A 19497-nucleotide genomic window follows, 5' to 3' on the forward strand; every position below is an offset into this window, starting at 1 on the left:
CGGACATGAAAAAGGGCCCCTGAGGGCCCTCGTTCACCGTGCTCCCCCGACTGGACTCGAACCAGTAACCTGCCGGTTAACAGCCGGCTGCTCTGCCAATTGAGCTACGGAGGACCGAGCTCCTCGGACTGGACTCGAACCAGTAACCTGCCGGTTAACAGCCGGCTGCTCTGCCAATTGAGCTACCGAGGAAGGTCTCGTGTCGCATCGAACGCGTCTGCCTGGGTATTCGCCAGGGGGCGCGCGCTCGCTGCGACACATACATTAGCGCAAGCAGGGGGGTGCTCCGCCAATCGGTACTCGCCAGCACCCCGGAGCCAGTGAAGGGAAGGGTGGCCGACATGCGTTACCGGCTCACGTTCGTCGTCGGAGTAGCGGTGGGTTACGTGCTCGGCACCAAGGCCGGGCGGGAGCGCTACGAGCAGTTGCGGAAGTCCGCGCGGCAGGTCGCGCAGAACCCGGCCGTGCGCAACACCGCCGAGTCGGCGGCCCAGCAGGGCAGGCACTTCGCCGACAAGGCGTACCACGTGGTGAGCGACAAGGTCGGTGACCGGATGCCCGACTCGGTGGCCCACCGGGTCCGCTCGCTGCGGGAACGCGGTACGAACGGCAGCGGCCCGGACGACTGGGGCACCAGCAACACCTGAGGGGGCACCCGGGGTCCCGGCCGCCCGCCGGACCCTGTGCCCCCACCGGGTACGGTCACCGCCTCGGTGCGGCAGAATTTCGGGTATGGGGATAGTCGCCGGGTTGGACAGTTCGCCCGATTTCACTCGTATCGTCGTCTGCGATTCGGACACGGGTGCCGTGCTGCGCCAGGGCTACGCGCCGCACCCGCTGGAGAGCCCCGAGGGCGGGGGCCGTCCCGCGGACGTCGATCCGCAGGCCTGGCTGCTGTCCCTCGGGGAGGCGGCCGGCGGCGGCCTCCTTGAGGGCGTGCAGGCCATCGGCGTGTCGGCGCAGGCCAACTCGGTCGTGCCGCTGGACGCGCAGGGCAACACCGTGCGTCCGGCCCTGGTCGGCGGCGACCGGCGCTCCCAGGTGGCGGCGGCCGACCTGATCGACGCGCTCGGCGGCCGCGAGGCGTGGGCGCAGGCCGTGGGTTCGGTGCCGCAGACCGCGCAGCCGGTGACGAAGCTGCGCTGGCTGGCGCGGGCCGAACCGGAGGCCGCCGCGCGCACCGCCGTCCTGCTCCAGGCCCACGACTGGCTGGTGTGGCAGCTGCTCGGGCGGCCGGCGCGGCGGACCACGGACCGGGGCGGGGCGTCCGGCACCGGCTACTGGTCGGCGGCGACCGGCGGCTACCGGCCCGACCTGGTCGAGCTGGCGCTCGGCCACCAGGTGATGCTGCCCGAGGTGATCGGCCCGGCCGAGGCCGCCGGTACGACGCCGGAGGGGCTGCTGATCTCCGCCGGGACCGGCGAGACCCAGGCCGCCGCCTTCGGACTGGGGATCGGCCTCGGCGACGCGGTGGTGTCGCTGGGCGCGTCCGGGTCCGTGATGGCCGTGCACAACGAGCCGCTCGTCGACCAGTCCGGCATGATCACCGCCCTCGCCGACGCCACCGGCATGCACCTGCCGGTCGTCACCACCCTGAACGCCGTACGGACCCTGCGCGGCGCCGCCGAACTGCTGGGCGCGGCGGACCTGGAGGGCCTGTCCGAGCTGGCGATGAAGTCGACACCCGGGTCGCACGGGCTGGTGCTGCTGCCCTACCTGGAGGGCGAGCGGACGCCGAACCTGCCGCACACCGCCGGGACGCTGGCCGGTCTGCGGCGCGAGTCGATGAGGCCGGAGCACCTGGCGCGGGCCGCGTTCGAGGGCATGCTGTGCGGTCTCGCCGACGCCCTGGACGTGCTGCGCGGCCGGGGCGTGGACGTACGCCGGGTGTTCCTGCTGGGCGCGGCGGCCGAGCTGCCCGCGGTGCAGGCGGCGGCGCCGGCGCTGTTCGGGACGCAGGTCGTCGTGCCGCAGCCCGCGGACTACGCGGCGATCGGCTCGGCCCGGCAGGCGGCCTGGGCGCTGGGCGTCTCCCAGGGCGTGCTGGACCCGCGCACTCCCCCGGTCTGGCAGGGCGCGGTGGCGCAGGTGCTGGAGCCGGGCGAGGAGCTGGCGGTGGGGCAGGCGGTGCGCCAGCAGTTCGTGGCGGTGCGGGAGCAGACGCATCCGGGGGCGCTGCGCGGGTGACCTCGGCCCGCGCGGGCGGGCCGCACCCCTCGTAGGCCGGAATTTGCCGCGCTCTTGGGTTAATTCGGTTGAGGTAACGCGGGTGGAGTGTTCGACGATAGGGGCCAGGGGCAACCAACCGCCGCCCCTTTCGCCGACTCCGAGAGACCCACGGTGCTCATACGACTCCTGCGGACCTGTCTCAGGCCCTACAAGAAACCCATCGCCCTGCTGGTGGCGCTGCAGTTCCTGCAGACCTGCGCCTCCCTGTACCTGCCGACCCTGAACGCGGACATCATCGACGACGGTGTCGTGAAGGGTGACTCGGGCTACATCCTGAGCTACGGCGCCCTGATGATCGGCATCTCGCTGGCCCAGGTGGTGTGCAACATCGGCGCGGTCTTCTACGGCGCGCGCACGGCCGCCGCCCTCGGCCGGGACGTACGGGGTGCCGTCTTCGACCGGGTGCAGTCCTTCTCGGCGCGCGAGGTGGGCGACTTCGGCGCCCCCTCGCTGATCACCCGGACGACCAACGACGTGCAGCAGGTCCAGATGCTGGCCCTGATGACGTTCACGCTGATGGTGTCGGCGCCGATCATGTGCGTGGGCGGCATCGTGATGGCGCTCGGCCTGGACGTGCCGCTGTCCGGGGTGCTCGTCGGGGTGGTGCCGGTGCTGGCGGTCTGCGTCACGCTGATCGTGCGGAAGCTGCGCCCGCTGTTCCGGGCCATGCAGGTGCGGCTGGACACGGTGAACCGGGTGCTGCGCGAGCAGATCACCGGCAACCGCGTCATCCGCGCCTTCGTGCGCGACGAGTACGAGCAGCAGCGCTTCAGGAAGGCCAACGCCGACCTCACCGAGGTGGCGCTGGGCACCGGCAACCTGCTGGCGCTGATGTTCCCGGTGGTCATGACGGTGGTGAACCTGTCGTCGATCGCGGTGGTGTGGTTCGGCGCCCACCGGATCGACAGCGGCGGGATGCAGATCGGCGACCTGACGGCGTTCCTCGCCTACCTGATGCAGATCGTCATGTCCGTGATGATGGCCACCTTCATGTTCATGATGGTGCCGCGTGCGGAGGTGTGCGCCGAGCGCATCCAGGAGGTCCTGGAGACCGAGAGCAGTGTGGTGCCGCCGGTGGCACCGGTCACCCGGTTGCGCCGGCACGGGCATCTGGAGATCCGGGGCGCGGGCTTCCGCTATCCCGGCGCGGAGGAGCCGGTGCTGCGCAACATCGAGCTGGTGGCCAAGCCGGGCGAGACGACCGCCGTCATCGGCTCGACCGGCAGCGGCAAGTCGACCCTGCTGGGCCTGGTCCCCCGGCTCTTCGACGCCACCGACGGGGAGGTCCTGGTCAACGGGGTGGACGTGCGGACCGTGGCCCCGAAGACGCTGGCCGAGGTGGTGAGCCTGGTCCCGCAGAAGCCGTACCTGTTCGCGGGCACCGTCGCGACGAATCTGCGCTACGGCAATCCGGCCGCCACCGACGAGGAGCTGTGGCACGCGCTGGAGGTGGCGCAGGCCAAGGAGTTCGTCGCCGAGCTGGAGGGCGGGCTCGACGCGCCGATCGCGCAGGGCGGCACGAACGTGTCGGGCGGTCAGCGCCAGCGGATCGCCATCGCCCGGACGCTGGTCCAGCGCCCGGAGATCTACCTCTTCGACGACTCCTTCTCCGCCCTCGACTACGCCACCGACGCGGCGCTGCGGGCCGCGCTGGGCCGGGAGACGGCCGAGGCGACCGTGGTGATCGTCGCGCAGCGGGTGGCGACCATCCGGGACGCGGACCGGATCATCGTGCTGGACGAGGGGCGGGTGGTCGGTGTGGGCCGGCACCACGAGCTGATGGCGGACAACGAGACCTACCGGGAGATCGTGCTCTCCCAGCTGACGGAAGCGGAGGCCGCCTGATGGCCGGGCCTGCGGGTCGCATGATGGCCGGGGCGGGCCGCCCCGACCAGCGTTCCATGGACTTCAAGGGGTCGAGCAAACGGCTCGTCGCCCAGTTCCGGCCGGAACGGGCCACGCTGTTCACGCTGCTGGCGTGCGTGGTGGTCAGCGTCGGCCTCAACGTGGTCGGGCCGAAGATCCTCGGCCGGGCCACCGACCTGGTCTTCGCGGGCATCGTCGGGCGGGACATGCCGTCCGGCGCCACGAAGGAGCAGGTCCTGGACTCCATGCGGGAGCGCGGTGACGGCAACGTCGCCGACATGCTCCGCAGCACGGACTTCACGCCGGGCCGGGGCATCGACTTCGGTGCGGTCGGCGAGGTGCTGCTCCTCGCGCTGGCGACGTTCGCCGTGGCCGGGCTGCTGATGGCGGTGGCCACCCGGCTGGTGAACCGGGCGGTGAACCGGACGATGTTCCGGCTGCGCGAGGACGTGCAGACGAAGCTGTCCCGGCTGCCGCTGTCGTACTTCGACACCCGCCAGCGCGGCGAGGTGCTCAGCCGCGCCACCAACGACATCGACAACATCCAGCAGACCCTCCAGCAGTCGATGGGCCAGCTGATCAACTCGCTGCTCACCATCATCGGCGTGCTGGCGATGATGTTCTACGTGTCCTGGATCCTGGCGCTGGTAGCGCTGGTGACCGTGCCGCTGTCGTTCGTGGTGGCGACGCGGGTGGGCAAGCGGTCGCAGCCGCAGTTCGTGCAGCAGTGGCGCTCCACGGGGCAGCTGAACGCGCACATCGAGGAGATGTACACCGGGCACGCGCTGGTGAAGGTGTTCGGGCGGCAGGAGGAGTCGGCGAAGCAGTTCGCCGAGCAGAACGACGCACTGTACGAGGCCGGGTTCAAGGCGCAGTTCAACAGCGGGATCATGCAGCCGCTGATGATGTTCGTGTCCAATCTGAACTACGTGCTGGTCGCGGTGGTCGGCGGTCTGCGGGTCGCCTCGGGCACGCTGTCCATCGGCGACGTGCAGGCCTTCATCCAGTACTCCCGGCAGTTCTCGATGCCGCTGACGCAGGTCGCGTCGATGGCGAACCTGGTGCAGTCGGGCGTGGCGTCGGCGGAGCGGATCTTCGAGCTGCTCGACGCCGAGGAGCAGTCGGCGGACCCGATCCCGGGCGCCCGGCCGGAGGACCTGCGCGGGCGGGTGGAGCTGGAGCACGTCTCCTTCCGGTACGACCCGGAGAAGCCGCTGATCGAGGACCTGTCGCTGAAGGTGGAGCCCGGCCACACGGTCGCCATCGTCGGCCCGACGGGGGCCGGCAAGACGACCCTGGTCAATCTGCTGATGCGGTTCTACGAGGTGTCCGGCGGGCGGATCGCCCTGGACGGCGTCGACATAGCGAAGATGTCCCGGGACGAGCTGCGGGCCGGCATCGGCATGGTGCTCCAGGACACCTGGCTGTTCGGCGGCACCATCGCGGAGAACATCGCGTACGGGGCGTCGCGGGAGGTCACCCGCGGGGAGATCGAGGAGGCCGCGCGGGCCGCGCACGTCGACCGGTTCGTACGGACGCTGCCCGACGGCTACGACACGGTGATCGACGACGAGGGCACGGGGGTGAGCGCGGGCGAGAAGCAGCTCATCACCATCGCGCGGGCGTTCCTGTCCGACCCGGTGATCCTGGTGCTGGACGAGGCGACGTCGTCCGTGGACACGCGCACCGAGGTGCTGATCCAGAAGGCGATGGCGAAGCTGGCGCACGGGCGGACGTCGTTCGTGATCGCGCACCGGCTGTCGACGATCCGGGACGCGGACACGATCCTGGTGATGGAGAACGGGTCGATCGTCGAGCAGGGAGCGCACTCCGAGCTGCTCGCGGCCGACGGCGCGTACGCCCGGCTGTACCAGGCGCAGTTCGCGCAGGCCGTGGCCGAGGTGGACTGACGGGCCGTACGGCGTCGGGGGTGCCGCCGCGGCGGGCGGCACCTCCGGCTCAGTCCAGGTAGCCCCTCAGCTGGTCCGCGTAGGCGTGGTCGCGGAGTTTGCCGAGGGTCTTGGACTCGATCTGGCGGATGCGTTCGCGGGTGACGCCGAAGAGGCGGCCTATCTCCTCCAGGGTGCGGGGGCGGCCGTCGACCAGGCCGTAGCGGAGCTGGACGACCTTGCGCTCGCGTTCGCCGAGGGTGGAGAGCACCGCGTCCAGGTGCTGGCGCAGCAGCAGGAACGCGGCCGACTCGACGGGGCTGGCGGCGTCGCCGTCCTCGATCAGGTCGCCGAGGGCGACGTCGTCCTCCTCGCCGACCGGCGCGTGCAGCGACACCGGTTCCTGGGCCAGGCGCAGCACCTCGCCGACGCGCTCGGGCGGCAGCTCCAGGTGGGCGGCGACCTCCTGCGGGGTCGGCTCGTAGCCGCGTTCCTGGAGCATGCGGCGCTGGACGCGGACGACCCGGTTGATCAGTTCCACGACGTGGACGGGGACGCGGATGGTGCGGGCCTGGTCGGCCAGGGCGCGGGACATGGCCTGGCGGATCCACCAGGTGGCGTAGGTGGAGAACTTGTAGCCCCGGGCGTAGTCGAACTTCTCGACCGCGCGGATCAGCCCCAGGTTCCCCTCCTGGACCAGGTCGAGCATGGTCAGCCCGCGCCCGACGTACCGCTTGGCCACCGACACCACGAGCCGCAGGTTGGCCTCGATCAGGCGGCGCTTGGCGAGGCGGCCGATGACGACCAGCCGGTCGAGGTCGAGGGCGAGGCGGCTGTCCAGGTCGGGGGTGCGCCGCAGCTTGTCCTCGGCGAACAGCCCGGCCTCCACGCGCCGGGCGAGGTCGACCTCCTCGGCCGCGGTGAGCAGCGGGATCCGTCCGATCTCGCGCAGGTACTGCCGGAACAGGTCGGAGGAGGGGCCGCCGGTCTCGGTACGGGTGGGTGGCGGCGGTTCTGCGGGCTCGGGGGCGTCCACGGGGCCGCCTGGGTGGTGCGGGGCCGGTCCGGCACCGGGCTGCGCGGGCATCGCGACGAGCAGGCCGCGCTCGGCGTCCGGCTCCGCGCCGCCGGTAGCGGTGTCGGACGGGGTGAGGGTCTGGGTCTGCACGGGGGCGACCTCCAGGATGGACGCGGCCGGCGGGGACCGGCGGCGGTACTTCGGGGGCGGAGCCGGCTCACTCGCCGTGGTCCGCCCCGTACGCGGGCGCTCAGGCACCGCCCCCAGTGTGGGGTACGACACATCGCCGCCACGAGGGGCGTGCGGTGACTTTTTGCGTCCGGTCCGTGACCGACGGGTTGTCCGCGGGTGTTCCGACGCCGGTGCTAGAGGGCCGCGGCGCCGTGTTCGCGCAGGGTCTGGTCGTACTGCTGGAGGACCCACAGCTCGTTCTGCACGGCCACCAGTTCGGCGGGGTCGCCGTGGCCGGAGAGGCGGGTGAGGCGGCCGGTGATGTCGCGGATGCGGCGTTCGACGGCGCGGCGGCGGACGGTGACGAGCTGGGCGCCGGCGTAGACGTCGTCGACGCCCTTCACTCCCCGGTGCAGCATGATCGCCTCGACCGCGAGTTCGGTGACCGTGGCGCGGACGGTGTCGTCGGGGGCGGCCTCGCGGACCCGGACCAGGTAGTCCTGCGGGTCCTGGACGCCGAGCTCGGCGCCGCCCGCCTCCATGATCGCCTCGCGTACGGCGGCGTAGGGCGCGGCGGTGAACTCGTCGACGCCGTACGCGTCGAAGGCCGGGGAGACCAGCTCGGGGCGCTGGAGGGCGAGCTTGAGCAGCTCGCGTTCGGTGGCGAAGACCGGGTTGCGGAGGTTGAGGGCGGGGCCCCGGGGGTGCGGCCGGGCGGGTCCGGCCTGCTGCTGCGGGCCGCTGCCGCGCCGGTGCTGGTCGGGGGCGGGACCCTTGCCGCCGCGGTCGCGGGCCCAGCGGGCGAGCTGGGAGATCCGCTTGACCACGAACTGGGTGTCGAGGATGCCGAGCATCCCGGCGAGCTGCACGGCGACCTCGTGCTGGGCGCCGCTGTTCTTGATCCGGGCGACGACCGGGGCGGCCTCGTCCAGCGCGGAGGCCCGGCCGGCCGGGGTGTCCAGGTCGTAGCGGGAGACGATCTGGCGCAGCGCGAACTCGAAGAGCGGGGTGCGCGGCTCGACCAGGTCGGCGACCGCCTCGTCGCCCTTGGCCAGGCGCAGGTCGCAGGGGTCCATGCCGTCGGGGGCGACGGCGATGTAGGTCTCGGCGGCGAACTTCTGGTCGTCCTCGAAGGCGCGCAGGGCCGCCTTCTGGCCGGCCGCGTCGCCGTCGAAGGTGAAGATCACGCGGGCCGAGCCGTTGTCCATGAGGAGGCGGCGCAGGATCTTGATGTGGTCGCCGCCGAAGGCGGTGCCGCAGGTCGCGATGGCGGTGGTGACTCCGGCGAGGTGGCAGGCCATGACGTCGGTGTAGCCCTCGACGACCACGGCGCGGGAGGCCTTCGCGATGTCCTTCTTGGCGAGGTCGATGCCGTAGAGGACCTGGGACTTCTTGTAGATCGCCGTGTCGGGGGTGTTCAGGTACTTCGGGCCGTTGTCCGACTCGTGGAGCTTGCGGGCGCCGAAGCCGACGACGTCGCCGCCGATGTCGCGGATGGGCCACATCAGCCGGCCGCGGAAGCGGTCGATGGGGCCGCGGCGGCCCTCCTGGGCGAGGCCGGACAGGAGCAGCTCCTTGTCGCTGAAGCCCTTGCCGCGCAGGAAGCGGGTGAGGTGGTCCCAGCCCTGGGGGCTGTAGCCGATGGAGAAGTGCTCGGCGGCCCCCTGGTCGAACCCCCGGTCGGCGAGGAAGGCGCGGCCGGTGTCCGCCTCGGGGCTGCTCGCGAGCTGCTCCGCGTACCACCGGGCGGCGACCTGGTGGGCCTCGACCAGGCGGATGCGCTCACCGCGCTGGTGGGAGGGGTTGTACCCGCCCTCCTCGTAGCGCAGCGTGATGCCGGCCTGTCCGGCCAGGCGCTCGACCGCCTCCGAGAAGGTGAGGTGGTCGATCTTCATCACGAACGTGATGGTGTCGCCGCCCTCCTGGCAGCCGAAGCAGTGGAAGAACCCCTTGCTCGGACTGACCTGGAAGGACGGCGACTTCTCGTCGTGGAACGGGCACAGCCCCTTCAGGTTGCCGCCGCCCGCGTTGCGCAGCTGGAGGTACTCCGAGACGACGGCGTCGATCGGGACCGCGTCCCGTACCGCCTTCACGTCCTCGTCGTTGATCCGTCCTGCCACGCGTGAAGTCTACGGTGCGGCGCCGGCACTCCTGCGCCGCGGTGATCGGCCCCCGGCCGTGGACCGGCAGCTAGGCGACGAGGCTCTCCAGCGGTACCCGCGGGTCGGCCAGCGCCTCCGTGTCCACCGGTGTCTTCGAGCGGATCAGCCGCTGGATCGGTTCCGTGACGTCCCACACGTTGACGTTCATCCCGGCCAGCACCCGGCCGTCCTTCAGCCAGAAGGCGATGAACTCGCGCTTCGCCGCGTCCCCGCGGATCACCACCTGGTCGTACGTGCCGGCGGGCGCCCAGCCGGAGTACTCCATGCCCAGGTCGTACTGGTCGGTGAAGAAGTAGGGCACGCGGTCGTGGGCGAGGCCCCTGCCGAGCATCGCTCGGGCGGCGGCCGGGCCGCCGTTGAGTGCGTTGGCCCAGTGCTCCACGCGCAGGCTGGTGCCGAAGAGGGCGTGGTGGAAGGAGGCCACGTCACCGGCGGCGTAGATGTCGGGGTCGGAGGTGCGCAGCTGCTCGTCGACGACGATGCCGCCGCCGTGGGCGCGGTCGGCGATCTCCAGTCCGGCGGCCTGGGCGAGCGCGGTGCGCGGGGCGGCGCCGATCGCGGCGAGCACGTCGTGCGCGGGGTGTTCGTCGCCGTCGTCGGTGCGGGCGGCGAGCACCATGCCGTCCTGGCCGACGATCTCGGTCAGCTTCACGCCGAAGCGGAAGCGGACGCCGTGCGACTCGTGCAGCGCGGCGAAGACGGCGCCCAGCTCGGGGCCGAGGGCGCCGTGCAGCGGGGTCGGTCCCGGCTCGATGACGGTGACCTCCGCCCCGTACTCGCGGGCCGCCGCGGCGACCTCCAGGCCGATCCAGCCGGCGCCGGCGATCACGAGGTGGCCGTTGTCCCTGCCGAGGGAGGCGAGGACGCCCTTGAGGCGCTCGGCGTGGGCGAGGCGGCGCAGGTGGTGGACGCCCGCCAGGTCGGTGCCGGGGACGTCGAGGCGGCGGGGTTCTGAGCCGGTGGCGACGAGCAGCTTGTCGTACCTGACGTGGGTGCCGTCGTCGCCGTAATGGACGGTCCTGGCGGCGCGGTCGATCGCGACGACGGTCTGGCCGAGGTGCAGCTCGATGTCGTGGCGCGCGTACCAGGCGGGCTCGTGCACGAAGACGCTGTCGCGCTCCTCCTTGCCGAGGAGGTAGCCCTTGGACAGCGGCGGGCGCTCGTAGGGGTGGTCGCGTTCGTCACTGATGAGGATCACCCGGCCGGTGAACCCCTCCGTGCGGAGCGTCTCGGCCGCCTTCGCGCCCGCCAGGCCGCCTCCGACGATGACGAATGTCTGATCCGCGTCGACCACTTGTCTGCCTCCTCGTCCGGGTGCCGCCACATGCGAGCGTCCCGCACGCGGCGTAATGCGGGAAGGGGGAGTGACCCGATCAGGCCACGGCCTGCCGTGTTCCGGTCGCCCGAGTGCCGCGTTTCGGGCACGCGGGCGGCGCCGGGTCGCACCCGTCCCGCCGCCAGTGTCACGGATGCCCCGTCAGACGGGCGTGAAGCGAGCGGGCCGAGGCGTCGGTGAGGGAGGCGATCTGGTCGACGATCACCCGTTTGCGGGCCCGGTCGCCGTCGGCCGTGTCGAACAGGGAGCGGAACTGGGGGTCGAGCCCGTCCGGCGCGCGGGCCGTGAGCGCCTCGGCCAGTTCGGCGACGACGATCCGCTGGTCGGCGCGGAGCCGCTCCTGCTCGGTGCGCTGCATGACGTACCGGACGGCGACCGCCTTGAGGACGGCGCACTCCAGGCGGGTCTCGCGGGGCACGACCAGCTCGGCGGTGTACCGGGTGAGCCGGCCGTCCCCGTACGCGGCCCGGGTGGCCGTCTCGGCGGCCAGGCAGAAGCGGCCGATGAGCTGGCTGGTGGCGTCCTTCAGCCGGGCCTGGGCGCCGGCCGAGCCGTCGTAGCCGTGCGGCCACCAGTCCTGGGCGAGGAGCCGGTCGAGGGCGTCGGCCAGCTCCGCGCGGTCGGTGCCGGCGGGGACGTAGCGTCCGACGGCGGCGTCGAAGACGGCCTCGCGCTCGGGGTCGGCGAGCAGGCAGTTCGGGTCGATGTGACCGGCGTGCAGGCCGTCCTCGACGTCGTGCACCGAGTACGCCACGTCGTCGGCCCAGTCCATGACCTGGGCCTCGAAGCAGGTACGGGCGCCGGGGGCGTCCTCGCGGAGCCACTCGAAGACGGGCCGGTCGTCGTCGTAGACGCCGAACTTGCGGGAGAGCGGGTCGGTGGGGTGGGCGCCGCGCGGCCAGGGGTACTTGGTCGCGGCGTCGAGGGTGGCGCGGGTGAGGTTGAGGCCGACGGAGCCGTCCTCGGTGAACCGTTTGGGCTCGATGCGGGTGAGGAGCCTGAGCGACTGGGCGTTGCCCTCGAAGCCGCCGCAGTCCTCGGCGAACGCGTTGAGCGCCTGTTCGCCGTTGTGCCCGAAGGGCGGGTGGCCCAGGTCGTGGGCGAGGCAGGCGGCCTCGACGAGGTCCGGGTCGCAGCCGAGGGCGGCGCCCAGCTCGCGGCCGACCTGGGCGCACTCCAGGGAGTGCGTGAGGCGGGTGCGGGGGCTGGCATCCCAGACGGGGCTGCCCTCCCCCGGCGCGACGACCTGCGTCTTCCCGGCGAGGCGGCGCAGGGCGGCGGAGTGCAGGATGCGGGCGCGGTCGCGCTGGAAGGCGGTGCGGCCGGGGCGTTTGTCGGGTTCGGGGGCGTAGCGGGCCACTGACGTGGGGTCGTACGGGGGTGGGGGTGCGGTGCCTTCCATGTCATGAACAGTATGCGGAAGGTGTGACAGTCGGGGGGCCTACTCGTCCGCGGGGTTCCGCGCTCGTGCGGCTGCGGGCCGTCCGGGGCCGGTCGCGCCGTTCCCCGCTCCCCTTCGGGGCACTGTCCTCGTCGCCTCCTTCACGTGCCGTGTCGTAGCGGTGCAGGAGCAGGCGGGCCATGGCCGGATGGGTACCCAGGGGGGCGGAGGCGATCCAGGGGGCCTGCGCGGCGCACTGTGCCGCGAAGCGGCCCGGGGCGGTGAAGCAGGAGGCGACGGCCACGCGGCGGTGCCCCCGGGACGTCAGGGTGCGGATCGCCTCGGGGACCGTCGGGGCCGACGCCGAGGCGTACGCGGGGAGGACCGGGACGCCGAGGCGGGTGGCGAGGAGTGCTGCCGTGCGGGCCGAGTCGGCGCGCGACTCCGGGTCCCGGGAACCCGCGGAGGCGAGGACGACGGCGTGGTCCGGGCCCCCGTGGGCGGGCCAGCCGGCCTCCGTGAGGCGGGCGTGCAGGGCGTCCGCCAGGAGGGGGTGCGGGCCGAGCGGGGCGGCCACGCGGGTGCGGGCCGGGGCGGCGTCCGCCATCTGGGGGATGTCCCGTTTGACGTGGTGGCCGCGGCTCAGCAGGAGCGGGACGACGACCGCCGCCCCGCTCCCGAGGGCGGTGAGCGTGTCGGGCAGCAGGGGTTCGTTCAGCTCGATGTGGCCGAGGTGCACCGGCAGGGCGGGGCGCAGGGCGCGGACCCGGTCGAGGAGGGCCCGTACGGTGCGCAGGGCGCGCGGGTCGCGGCTGCCGTGGGCGACGACGACCAGTGCGGGGGTGCCGCCGCGGGTCGCCGTGCTCGTCGTGCCGCCGGTCGGTGTCGTCGCCGTCATGGGTCGAGGGTGGCGGCCGGACGTTGCCTTCCCGTTGCGCGGATGTCACGGGGATTTTCCGCCGGTTCACACGGCGCCGGGACGTCGGTGTGAGCGGGCGGCGAACCGGACGGCCCGCCCGGGCGTCCCTGGGGGCAGGAGACCGACCGGGGAGGGAACCGTCCGATGCGCCGCCCGAGATTTCGCAGACCGCGCCTGCCGCGTACCCGCCGGGGGCGGCGGAGGCTGGTCCAGGTGGTGGTGGCCGGGTGCGTGCTGGCACTGCTGCCGATGACGTGGCTGCGCCTGGTCACCGACGACCGGCTGCGTACCGTGGCCGACGTGCCGCGCACCGAGGTCGCGGTCGTCTTCGGGGCCGGGCTGTGGGACGGGGAGCCGTCGCCGTACCTCGCGCACCGGCTGGACGCGGCGGCGGAGCTGTACCGGGCGGGGCGGATCGAGGTGGTGCTGGTGACCGGGGACAACAGCCGCGAGGAGTACGACGAGCCGGACGCGATGCGCGCCTACCTGGTCCGGCACGGCGTTCCCGACGGGCGGATCGTCGGCGACTACGCGGGCTTCGACACCTGGGACTCCTGCGTCCGCGCGAAGAAGATCTTCGGCGTGGACCGGGCCGTGCTGATCAGCCAGGGCTTCCACATCCGGCGTGCGGTGGCCCTGTGCCAGCAGGCGGGGGTGGAGTCGTACGGCGTCGGGGTCGACGCCGAGCACGACGTGACCTGGTACTACGGGGGCGCGCGGGAGGTCCTGGCGGCGGGCAAGGCGGCGCTGGACGCGGTCTTCGAGCCGGATCCGCACTTCCTGGGGCCGAAGGAGCCGGGGGTGGCGCGGGCCCTGGCCGGTGCCGGGTGACGCGTTCCTCACCAGGGCCGCACCGCTGCGGGGAGGCCGCCGTCCCGGCGGTGTAACAGAGCACCGACCGGGGGTGTAACACGCGCGTCGCACGCTGGCGGCATGCGGAACACCACCATCCCCACGCACTGCCCGTACTGCGCCCTGCAGTGCGGGATGAACCTGACGCCCGTCGACGGCGGGAGCGTCGCGGTGTCCGAGCGGGCGGACTTCCCGGTGAACCGGGGCGCGCTGTGCGGCAAGGGGCGTACGGCGCCGCAGGTGCTCGCGCCGGGGGCGCGGCTGACCTCGCCGCTGGTGCGCGCGGCCGACGGGGCTCTGGTGCCGGCCGGGTGGGACGAGGCGCTGGACCGGATCGCCGGGAACCTGGAGCGGACGCGGGCGGAGTACGGCGCGGACGCGCTCGGCGTGTTCGGCGGGGGCGGGCTGACCAACGAGAAGGCGTACGCGCTGGGCAAGTTCGCGCGGGTGGTCCTCGGCACCTCGCAGATCGACTACAACGGCCGGTTCTGCATGTCGTCGGCGGCGGCGGCCGGGACGCGGGCCTTCGGGCTCGACCGGGGGCTGCCGTTCCCGCTGGAGGACGTCCCGAGGACCGGCTGCGTGATCCTCGTCGGGTCGAACCCGGCGGAGACGATGCCGCCGTCCCTGCGGTACTTCACCGAACTGCGGGACAACGGCGGCACGCTGATCGTCGTCGACCCGCGCCGGACGCGGACCGCCGAGCTGGCCGACCTGCACCTCGCGCCCCGGCCCGGCACCGACCTGGCGCTCGCGCTGGGCATGCTGCACCTGGTCGTCGCCGAGGGTCGGGTCGACGAGGCGTACGTCGAGGAGCGCACGTCCGGCTGGGAGGAGGCGCGGGCGGCGGCGATGGCGCACTGGCCGGAGCATGTGGAGCGGATCACCGGGGTGTCGGTGCCCGAACTGCGGGAGGCGGTACGGCTGTTCTGCGCCCCCGAGGCGGCGATGGTGCTGACGGCGCGCGGGCCGGAGCAGCAGGCCAAGGGCACGGACACGGTGGGCGCGTGGATCAACCTGTGCCTGGCGACCGGGCGGGCGGGGCGGCCCCGGTCGGGGTACGGCTGCCTGACCGGGCAGGGCAACGGGCAGGGCGGGCGCGAACACGGGCAGAAGGCCGACCAGTTGCCGGGGTACCGCAGGCTGACCGATCCGGCGGCCCGGCGGCACGTCGCCGAGGTGTGGGGCGTCGACCCGGACTCGCTGCCGGGGCCGGGGCGCAGCGCGTACGAGTTGCTGGACGCGCTGGGCACGGACGTCAGGTCCCTGCTGGTGATGGGATCCAACCCGGTGGTGTCGGCGCCGCGCGCCGCGCACGTGGAGGGGCGGCTGCGTTCGCTGGACTTCCTGGCCGTGTGCGACGTGGTGCTCTCCGAGACGGCGGAACTGGCGGACGTGGTGCTGCCGGTGACGCAGTGGGCCGAGGAGACGGGCACCACGACGAACCTGGAGGGCCGGGTGCTGCTGCGGCGGCGCGCGATCACCCCGCCGGACGGGGTGCGCGGCGACCTGGAGGTGCTGCACGGGCTGGCCGGGCGGCTCGGCGTGGAGAAGGGCTTCCCGGTCGACCCCGAGGAGGTCTTCGAGGAACTGCGGCGGGCGAGCGCGGGCGGCCCGGCGGACTACTCCGGGATCGACTACCGGCGGCTGGCGCGGGAGGACGGCGTGTTCTGGCCGTGCCCGGCACCACCCGCGGACGACGGCACCCCGCCCCGACCCGGCACCCCGGCACCACCCGCGGACGACGGCACCCCGCCACGACCCGGCACCCCGGCACCACCCGCGGACGACGAGACCACGGCCCGCCCCGGCACCCCGCCCCGGCCCGCGGACCAGGAGACCGCGCCCCATCCGGGCACGCCCCGCCTCTTCCTGGACCGCTTCGCCACCGACGACGGCCGGGCGCGCTTCGTGCCGGTCGCGCACCGTCCGAGCGCCGAGGAGCCGGACGACGCGTACCCGGTGCTGCTGACCACGGGCAGGGTGGTGGCGCAGTACCAGTCCGGCGCGCAGACCCGGCGGGTCGCCGAGCTGAACGCGGCGGCGCCGGGCCCCTTCGTGCAGCTGCACCCGCGGCTGGCGGCGCGGCTGGGGGCGGCCGAGGGGGACCCGCTGGCGGTGGTGTCCCGGCGGGGGCGTGCGGTGGCACCGGCCCGCATCACCCCCGGCATCCGGCCCGACACCGTCTTCATGCCCTTCCACTGGCCGGGCGAGGGCCGCGCCAACACACTGACCAACCCGGCGCTGGACCCGGTCTCGCGGATGCCGGAGTTCAAGGTGTGCGCGGTACGGGTGGAGGTCGTGCGGGGGGCGGAGGCCGTGTAGCGCGTCGGGCGGACCTGGGGCGGGCCCGGGCATCGGACCGGCGGCGGGGCGCTCCCCCGCTCGCTTACGCTTGCCGGGAGAGTACGGGCGAGGGGACGGGAGCCGATGAGCCTGAGGCAGTTCGAGTACGCGCTGGCCGTCGCCGAGGAGGGCTCGGTGACGGCGGCGGCGGAGGTCCTGCACGTCGCCCAGCCCTCGGTGTCCCAGCAGATCCGCGGTCTCGAGCGGGACCTCGGCGTGGAGCTGTTCTCCCGCACGCCGACCGGTCTGGTGCCCACCGTGGCCGGACGCGCCTTCCTGCGGGAGGCGGAGGTCGCCGTGAACGCGGCACGCCGGGCGCGGGCGACGGCGCGGGCCGGCGCCGACGAGCTGGTGGGCGAGCTGGTGGTCGCGGTGCAGATGGGCCTGGGCGCCCGGCAGCTGCCGGGCGCCCTGAGCGCGCTGCGCCGCCGCTTCCCGCGTCTGGAGGTCACCGTCTTCGAGGAGCCGAACCCCACCGAGCTGGAGCGGCTGGCCCGCGGCGGTGTCCTCGACGTCGCCCTGATGGCCGGGCCGTGCGAGGAGGGCCTGTACGACGGCCACCACCTCGGCGACGAGGAGTTCGTGGTGGTGCTGGCCGCCGGGCATCCGGCGCTCGCCGCGGACCGCGTCGAGCTGCGGGACCTGGAGCGGGAGCCGTGGGTGCGGTTCGACACCGCCAGCGCACTCGACGGCGTACTGGTGGACGTGCTGCGGGACAACGGGCTCGCCCCGACCACGGTCGCCCGCGTCTCCCAGACGGCGACGGCCGTGCGCTGGGCCGTCCACGGCCTGGGGGTGACGTTCGTCCCGGCCTCCGCGGTGCCGCCCGGGCACGAGCACCTGGTGCGCCCGGTGTCCCCGGCCGTCTCCCAGCCCGTGGTGGCCGCGGTCCGGCCGGGCGCGGGTCCGGCGGAGACGGCGCTGCTGGAGTTCCTGCGGCAGGAGACCTGGTACAAGTTCGGTCAGAGCTGGGTGGCACCGCCGTCCGCGACCAGTTCGGCGCCGGTCGTGTAGGTGGCGTCGAAGGCGAGGAAGAGGGCGGCCCGGGCGATCTCCTCGGGGGTGCCGAAGCGGCGCATCGGATTGTCCGCGACCCGCTCCGCCTTGAACCGTTCGGCTTCCTCGGGGGTCATCGTCGCGTCCAGGGCACCCGTGTCGACGGGGCCGGGGCTGATCGCGTTGACCCGGATGCCGCGGGGCAGCAGCTCGCGGGAGAAGCTGCGGGCCATGGAGCGCAGGGCCGCCTTCCCGGCCGCGTAGACGCTGGTGTCCGCCATGCCGACGACGTTCGCGGCGGAGGTGGTCAGGACGATGCCGGCGCCCGGGTTCAGCAGCGGGGCGAGCTTCTGCACGGTGAACCAGGCGCCCTTGACGTTGATGGCGAACAGTTCGTCGTACGCCTCCTCGGTCGTCGAGTCGAAGGGCGTGAGCGCGGCGACGCCGGCGTTGACGAACAGGGCGTCGATCGTGCCCAGTTCGGACTGCACCCGGTCGGCGAGGGCGTCCAGGTCGCGCAGCGAGGCCACGTCGCCGGGCACCGCCACCGCGTTCTCGCCGAGCCGCTCACGGGCGGCGTCGAGGGTGGCCCGGGAACGGCCGGTGATCGCCACGCGGGCTCCGCCGTCCACCAGCTTCTTCGCCACCGCGAAACCCACGCCGCTGCCGCCGCCCGTGATCACGGCGGTCCTGCCGTTGTACTCGCCCATTTCCAGGTTTCCCATTTCACTTACTGCTTCCATTTTCGAATTTCCCTGCTCCGCGACGTCCCGCGACGTTTCGCAAATCCGCAGCCGTCAGCCCCTGGGGAATTCCCCGCCGTCCACGGCGATGTTGGTTCCGGTCACCCAGCCCGCCCGGTCGGACGCGAGGAACAGCACCGCTTCGGCGATGTCGTCGGGCCGGCCGTCGCGGCCCAGCGGTGCGGTGCCGGTCGGGGCGGGTCCCGCGTCGAGGCTCGCCCAGTTCTCCCGGGTCTCCTCGCCGCCGGGGGTGGCGGTCCGGCCGGGGCTCACGGTGTTGACCCGGACGCCGGAGGGGGCCAGCGCCGAGGCCAGTCCCCGGCTGTAGTTCTCCAGCGCCGCCTTCGCCGCCTGGTAGTGCAGGAACGGGGGCGCCGGAGGGGCGACCGCGGCCGAGGAGACGTGCACGATCGCCCCCGAGCGCCGTTCCCGCATGCCCGGTACCAGCAGCGAGTTCAGCCGGACCGCCGCGAGGAGGTTCAGGTCCAGCGCGTCCAGCCACTCCTCGTCGGGGATGGTCGGGCCGTCCTTGTGGGGGCGTGCCCCGCCCGCGTTGTGGACCAGGACGTCCACCCCGCCGAGCGTGTCCCGGGCGGCCGCGGCGAGCGCCTCCGCTCCGGCGAGGGTCCGCACGTCCGCCTGCACGAAGGCGGCCCCCTCGGGCGCCGTGCCCGTCGCCGACCTGGCGGTGGTGACCACCTCGGCGCCCGCGTCCAGGAGCCGGCGTACGACGGCCGCTCCGATTCCGCGCGTTCCGCCGGTGACCAGGGCCCGCTTTCCCGCGAGTTCCCCATTTTCCGACCCGTTCTCGTGCACGGTCATGTCCTTGCCTTTCGGAATCTCTCGTGATGACCCGCTCACGGTAGATCCGGGAAAGAACAAGGAGCAAAGACGAATATGCAGCGGGCGCCATAGGAAGTTCCTATGGCGCCTTGTCGCCTCGCCGCGCCGTCCTACGCGCCGTCGTAGGGCCGCTTCTCCTTCGCCTCCCGCAGGGCCCGCCCCCACCACACCACCTGGTCGAGCATCGTCTTGGCCGCGGCGTCCGGCCCCGACGGATCCCTGAGGACGCCCGCGTCGTCGAAGGAGGCGCCGGCGTTGTGGAAGGAGACGGTGTCGCGGACGGTGACGGCGTGCAGTTCGGCGAAGACCTGGCGCAGGTGCTCGGCGGCGCGCAGGCCGCCGGACAGACCGCCGTAGGAGACCAGGCCGACGGGCTTGGCACGCCACTCGCCGAAGTGCCAGTCGATGACGTTCTTCAGGCCCGCCGGAAACGAGTGGTTGTACTCGGGGGTGAGGACGACGAACGCGTCGGCGTCCGCCAGTTTCGGGGTGATCTCCGCCAGCGCGGCGGTGGCCTGCGGGGTCCGGGCGAAGGTGGTGGGCAGGTCGGTCCCGGCGACGTCCACGAGGTCCGGGACCAGGTCGTCGTGGGCCCGGAGGTGGCTCATCAGCCAGTCGGCGACGACGGGGCCGAAGCGGCCGTGGCGGTTGCTGCCGACGAGCAGGGTCACACGCAGCGGTGCGGTCGTTGTGTCCATACGGGAGAGCCTGGTACCTCAAGTTTGCTCGAGGTCAAGCGGTGTGGC

14 protein-coding genes, 2 tRNA genes and 1 pseudogene are annotated in these 19497 nt (G+C 73.2%); 7 read left to right on the forward strand and 10 right to left on the reverse strand.

The features are described 5' to 3' along the window. Positions 1-41: 41 nt before the first annotated feature. Positions 42-114 (reverse strand) — tRNA-Asn (locus BJ961_RS29110). A 5-nt stretch (positions 115-119) separates the two neighbouring features. Then, positions 120-192 (reverse strand) — tRNA-Asn (locus BJ961_RS29115). Between the two features lie 149 nt (positions 193-341). Here BJ961_RS29115 and BJ961_RS29120 point away from each other — a divergent pair. From BJ961_RS29120 to BJ961_RS29135, 4 genes are all read left to right on the forward strand, one after another. Next, positions 342-647, forward strand: coding sequence for a YtxH domain-containing protein (locus BJ961_RS29120; RefSeq protein WP_271415765.1), 306 nt, complete (start codon positions 342-344; stop codon positions 645-647). Between the two features lie 85 nt (positions 648-732). Then, the gene (locus tag BJ961_RS29125; RefSeq protein ID WP_271415766.1) at positions 733-2187 is read left to right on the forward strand and encodes a xylulokinase; all 1455 of its coding nucleotides are present in this window, start codon (positions 733-735) and stop codon (positions 2185-2187) included. Between the two features lie 153 nt (positions 2188-2340). Next, positions 2341-4074: an ABC transporter ATP-binding protein gene (locus tag BJ961_RS29130; protein WP_271415767.1), complete on the forward strand. Its 1734-nt coding sequence runs from the start codon at positions 2341-2343 to the stop codon at positions 4072-4074. Continuing rightward, entirely contained in the window at positions 4074-6005 is a 1932-nt protein-coding gene (locus BJ961_RS29135; protein WP_271415768.1) for an ABC transporter ATP-binding protein, read from the forward strand. Before BJ961_RS29130 ends, BJ961_RS29135 begins: the two co-directional genes overlap by 1 nt. A gap of 49 nt (positions 6006-6054) precedes the next feature. Here the strand turns inward: BJ961_RS29135 and BJ961_RS29140 are convergent. The 5 genes and pseudogenes from BJ961_RS29140 to BJ961_RS29160 form a co-directional block, all read right to left on the reverse strand. After that, positions 6055-7286, reverse strand: a pseudogene (locus BJ961_RS29140) (RNA polymerase sigma factor). A gap of 81 nt (positions 7287-7367) precedes the next feature. Further along, positions 7368-9293 (reverse strand): DNA primase, encoded by a 1926-nt coding sequence (gene dnaG / locus BJ961_RS29145; protein WP_271415769.1) that lies wholly within the window; start codon positions 9291-9293, stop codon positions 7368-7370. Positions 9294-9363: 70 nt separating this feature from the next. Continuing rightward, a complete protein-coding gene (locus BJ961_RS29150; protein ID WP_271415770.1) occupies positions 9364-10629 on the reverse strand; it encodes an NAD(P)/FAD-dependent oxidoreductase in 1266 nt (421 codons plus the stop codon). A 169-nt stretch (positions 10630-10798) separates the two neighbouring features. Then, complete coding sequence (locus BJ961_RS29155) at positions 10799-12073, reverse strand: deoxyguanosinetriphosphate triphosphohydrolase (RefSeq protein ID WP_271415771.1); 1275 nt, start codon at positions 12071-12073, stop codon at positions 10799-10801. 1 nt (position 12074) lies between these two features. Further along, on the reverse strand, positions 12075-12950 hold the full coding sequence (locus tag BJ961_RS29160) for a sirohydrochlorin chelatase (RefSeq protein ID WP_271415772.1): 876 nt from the start codon (positions 12948-12950) through the stop codon (positions 12075-12077). A 165-nt stretch (positions 12951-13115) separates the two neighbouring features. Here BJ961_RS29160 and BJ961_RS29165 point away from each other — a divergent pair, with 165 nt between their 5' ends. The 3 genes from BJ961_RS29165 (at position 13116) to BJ961_RS29175 (ending at position 17183) form a co-directional block, all read left to right on the forward strand. Then, positions 13116-13802: a SanA/YdcF family protein gene (locus BJ961_RS29165; protein WP_271415773.1), complete on the forward strand. Its 687-nt coding sequence runs from the start codon at positions 13116-13118 to the stop codon at positions 13800-13802. Between the two features lie 102 nt (positions 13803-13904). Next, a complete protein-coding gene (locus BJ961_RS29170; RefSeq protein ID WP_271415774.1) occupies positions 13905-16148 on the forward strand; it encodes a molybdopterin oxidoreductase family protein in 2244 nt (747 codons plus the stop codon). Between the two features lie 105 nt (positions 16149-16253). Then, positions 16254-17183: a LysR family transcriptional regulator gene (locus BJ961_RS29175; protein WP_271415775.1), complete on the forward strand. Its 930-nt coding sequence runs from the start codon at positions 16254-16256 to the stop codon at positions 17181-17183. On the opposite strand, the gene BJ961_RS29180 is transcribed toward BJ961_RS29175, so the two are convergent. The 3 genes from BJ961_RS29180 to BJ961_RS29190 form a co-directional block, all read right to left on the reverse strand. Continuing rightward, complete coding sequence (locus tag BJ961_RS29180; protein ID WP_271417200.1) at positions 17132-17875, reverse strand: SDR family oxidoreductase; 744 nt, start codon at positions 17873-17875, stop codon at positions 17132-17134. The two genes, BJ961_RS29175 and BJ961_RS29180, sit on opposite strands and share 52 nt — an antisense overlap. 87 nt (positions 17876-17962) lie before the next feature. Next, complete coding sequence (locus BJ961_RS29185; protein WP_271415776.1) at positions 17963-18730, reverse strand: oxidoreductase; 768 nt, start codon at positions 18728-18730, stop codon at positions 17963-17965. A gap of 131 nt (positions 18731-18861) precedes the next feature. Next, positions 18862-19449 (reverse strand): NADPH-dependent FMN reductase, encoded by a 588-nt coding sequence (locus tag BJ961_RS29190; RefSeq protein ID WP_271415777.1) that lies wholly within the window; start codon positions 19447-19449, stop codon positions 18862-18864. Positions 19450-19497 lie beyond the last annotated feature (48 nt).

The sequence above is a fragment of the Streptomyces lienomycini genome, assembly GCF_027947595.1.
GTDB lineage: Bacteria > Actinomycetota > Actinomycetes > Streptomycetales > Streptomycetaceae > Streptomyces > Streptomyces lienomycini.

Excerpts from the sequence above, each read along its gene's own strand:
- BJ961_RS29120 (WP_271415765.1), top strand. The coding sequence starts at position 342 with ATGCGTTACCGGCTCACGTTCGTCGTCGGAGTAGCGGTGGGTTACGTG.
- BJ961_RS29125 (WP_271415766.1), top strand. The coding sequence starts at position 733 with ATGGGGATAGTCGCCGGGTTGGACAGTTCGCCCGATTTCACTCGTATC.
- BJ961_RS29135 (WP_271415768.1), top strand. The coding sequence starts at position 4,074 with ATGGCCGGGCCTGCGGGTCGCATGATGGCCGGGGCGGGCCGCCCCGAC.
- BJ961_RS29155 (WP_271415771.1), bottom strand. The coding sequence starts at position 12,073 with ATGGAAGGCACCGCACCCCCACCCCCGTACGACCCCACGTCAGTGGCC.
- BJ961_RS29160 (WP_271415772.1), bottom strand. The coding sequence starts at position 12,950 with ATGACGGCGACGACACCGACCGGCGGCACGACGAGCACGGCGACCCGC.
- BJ961_RS29165 (WP_271415773.1), top strand. The coding sequence starts at position 13,116 with ATGCGCCGCCCGAGATTTCGCAGACCGCGCCTGCCGCGTACCCGCCGG.
- BJ961_RS29170 (WP_271415774.1), top strand. The coding sequence starts at position 13,905 with ATGCGGAACACCACCATCCCCACGCACTGCCCGTACTGCGCCCTGCAG.
- BJ961_RS29175 (WP_271415775.1), top strand. The coding sequence starts at position 16,254 with ATGAGCCTGAGGCAGTTCGAGTACGCGCTGGCCGTCGCCGAGGAGGGC.
- BJ961_RS29180 (WP_271417200.1), bottom strand. The coding sequence starts at position 17,875 with ATGGGCGAGTACAACGGCAGGACCGCCGTGATCACGGGCGGCGGCAGC.
- BJ961_RS29185 (WP_271415776.1), bottom strand. The coding sequence starts at position 18,730 with ATGACCGTGCACGAGAACGGGTCGGAAAATGGGGAACTCGCGGGAAAG.
- BJ961_RS29190 (WP_271415777.1), bottom strand. The coding sequence starts at position 19,449 with ATGGACACAACGACCGCACCGCTGCGTGTGACCCTGCTCGTCGGCAGC.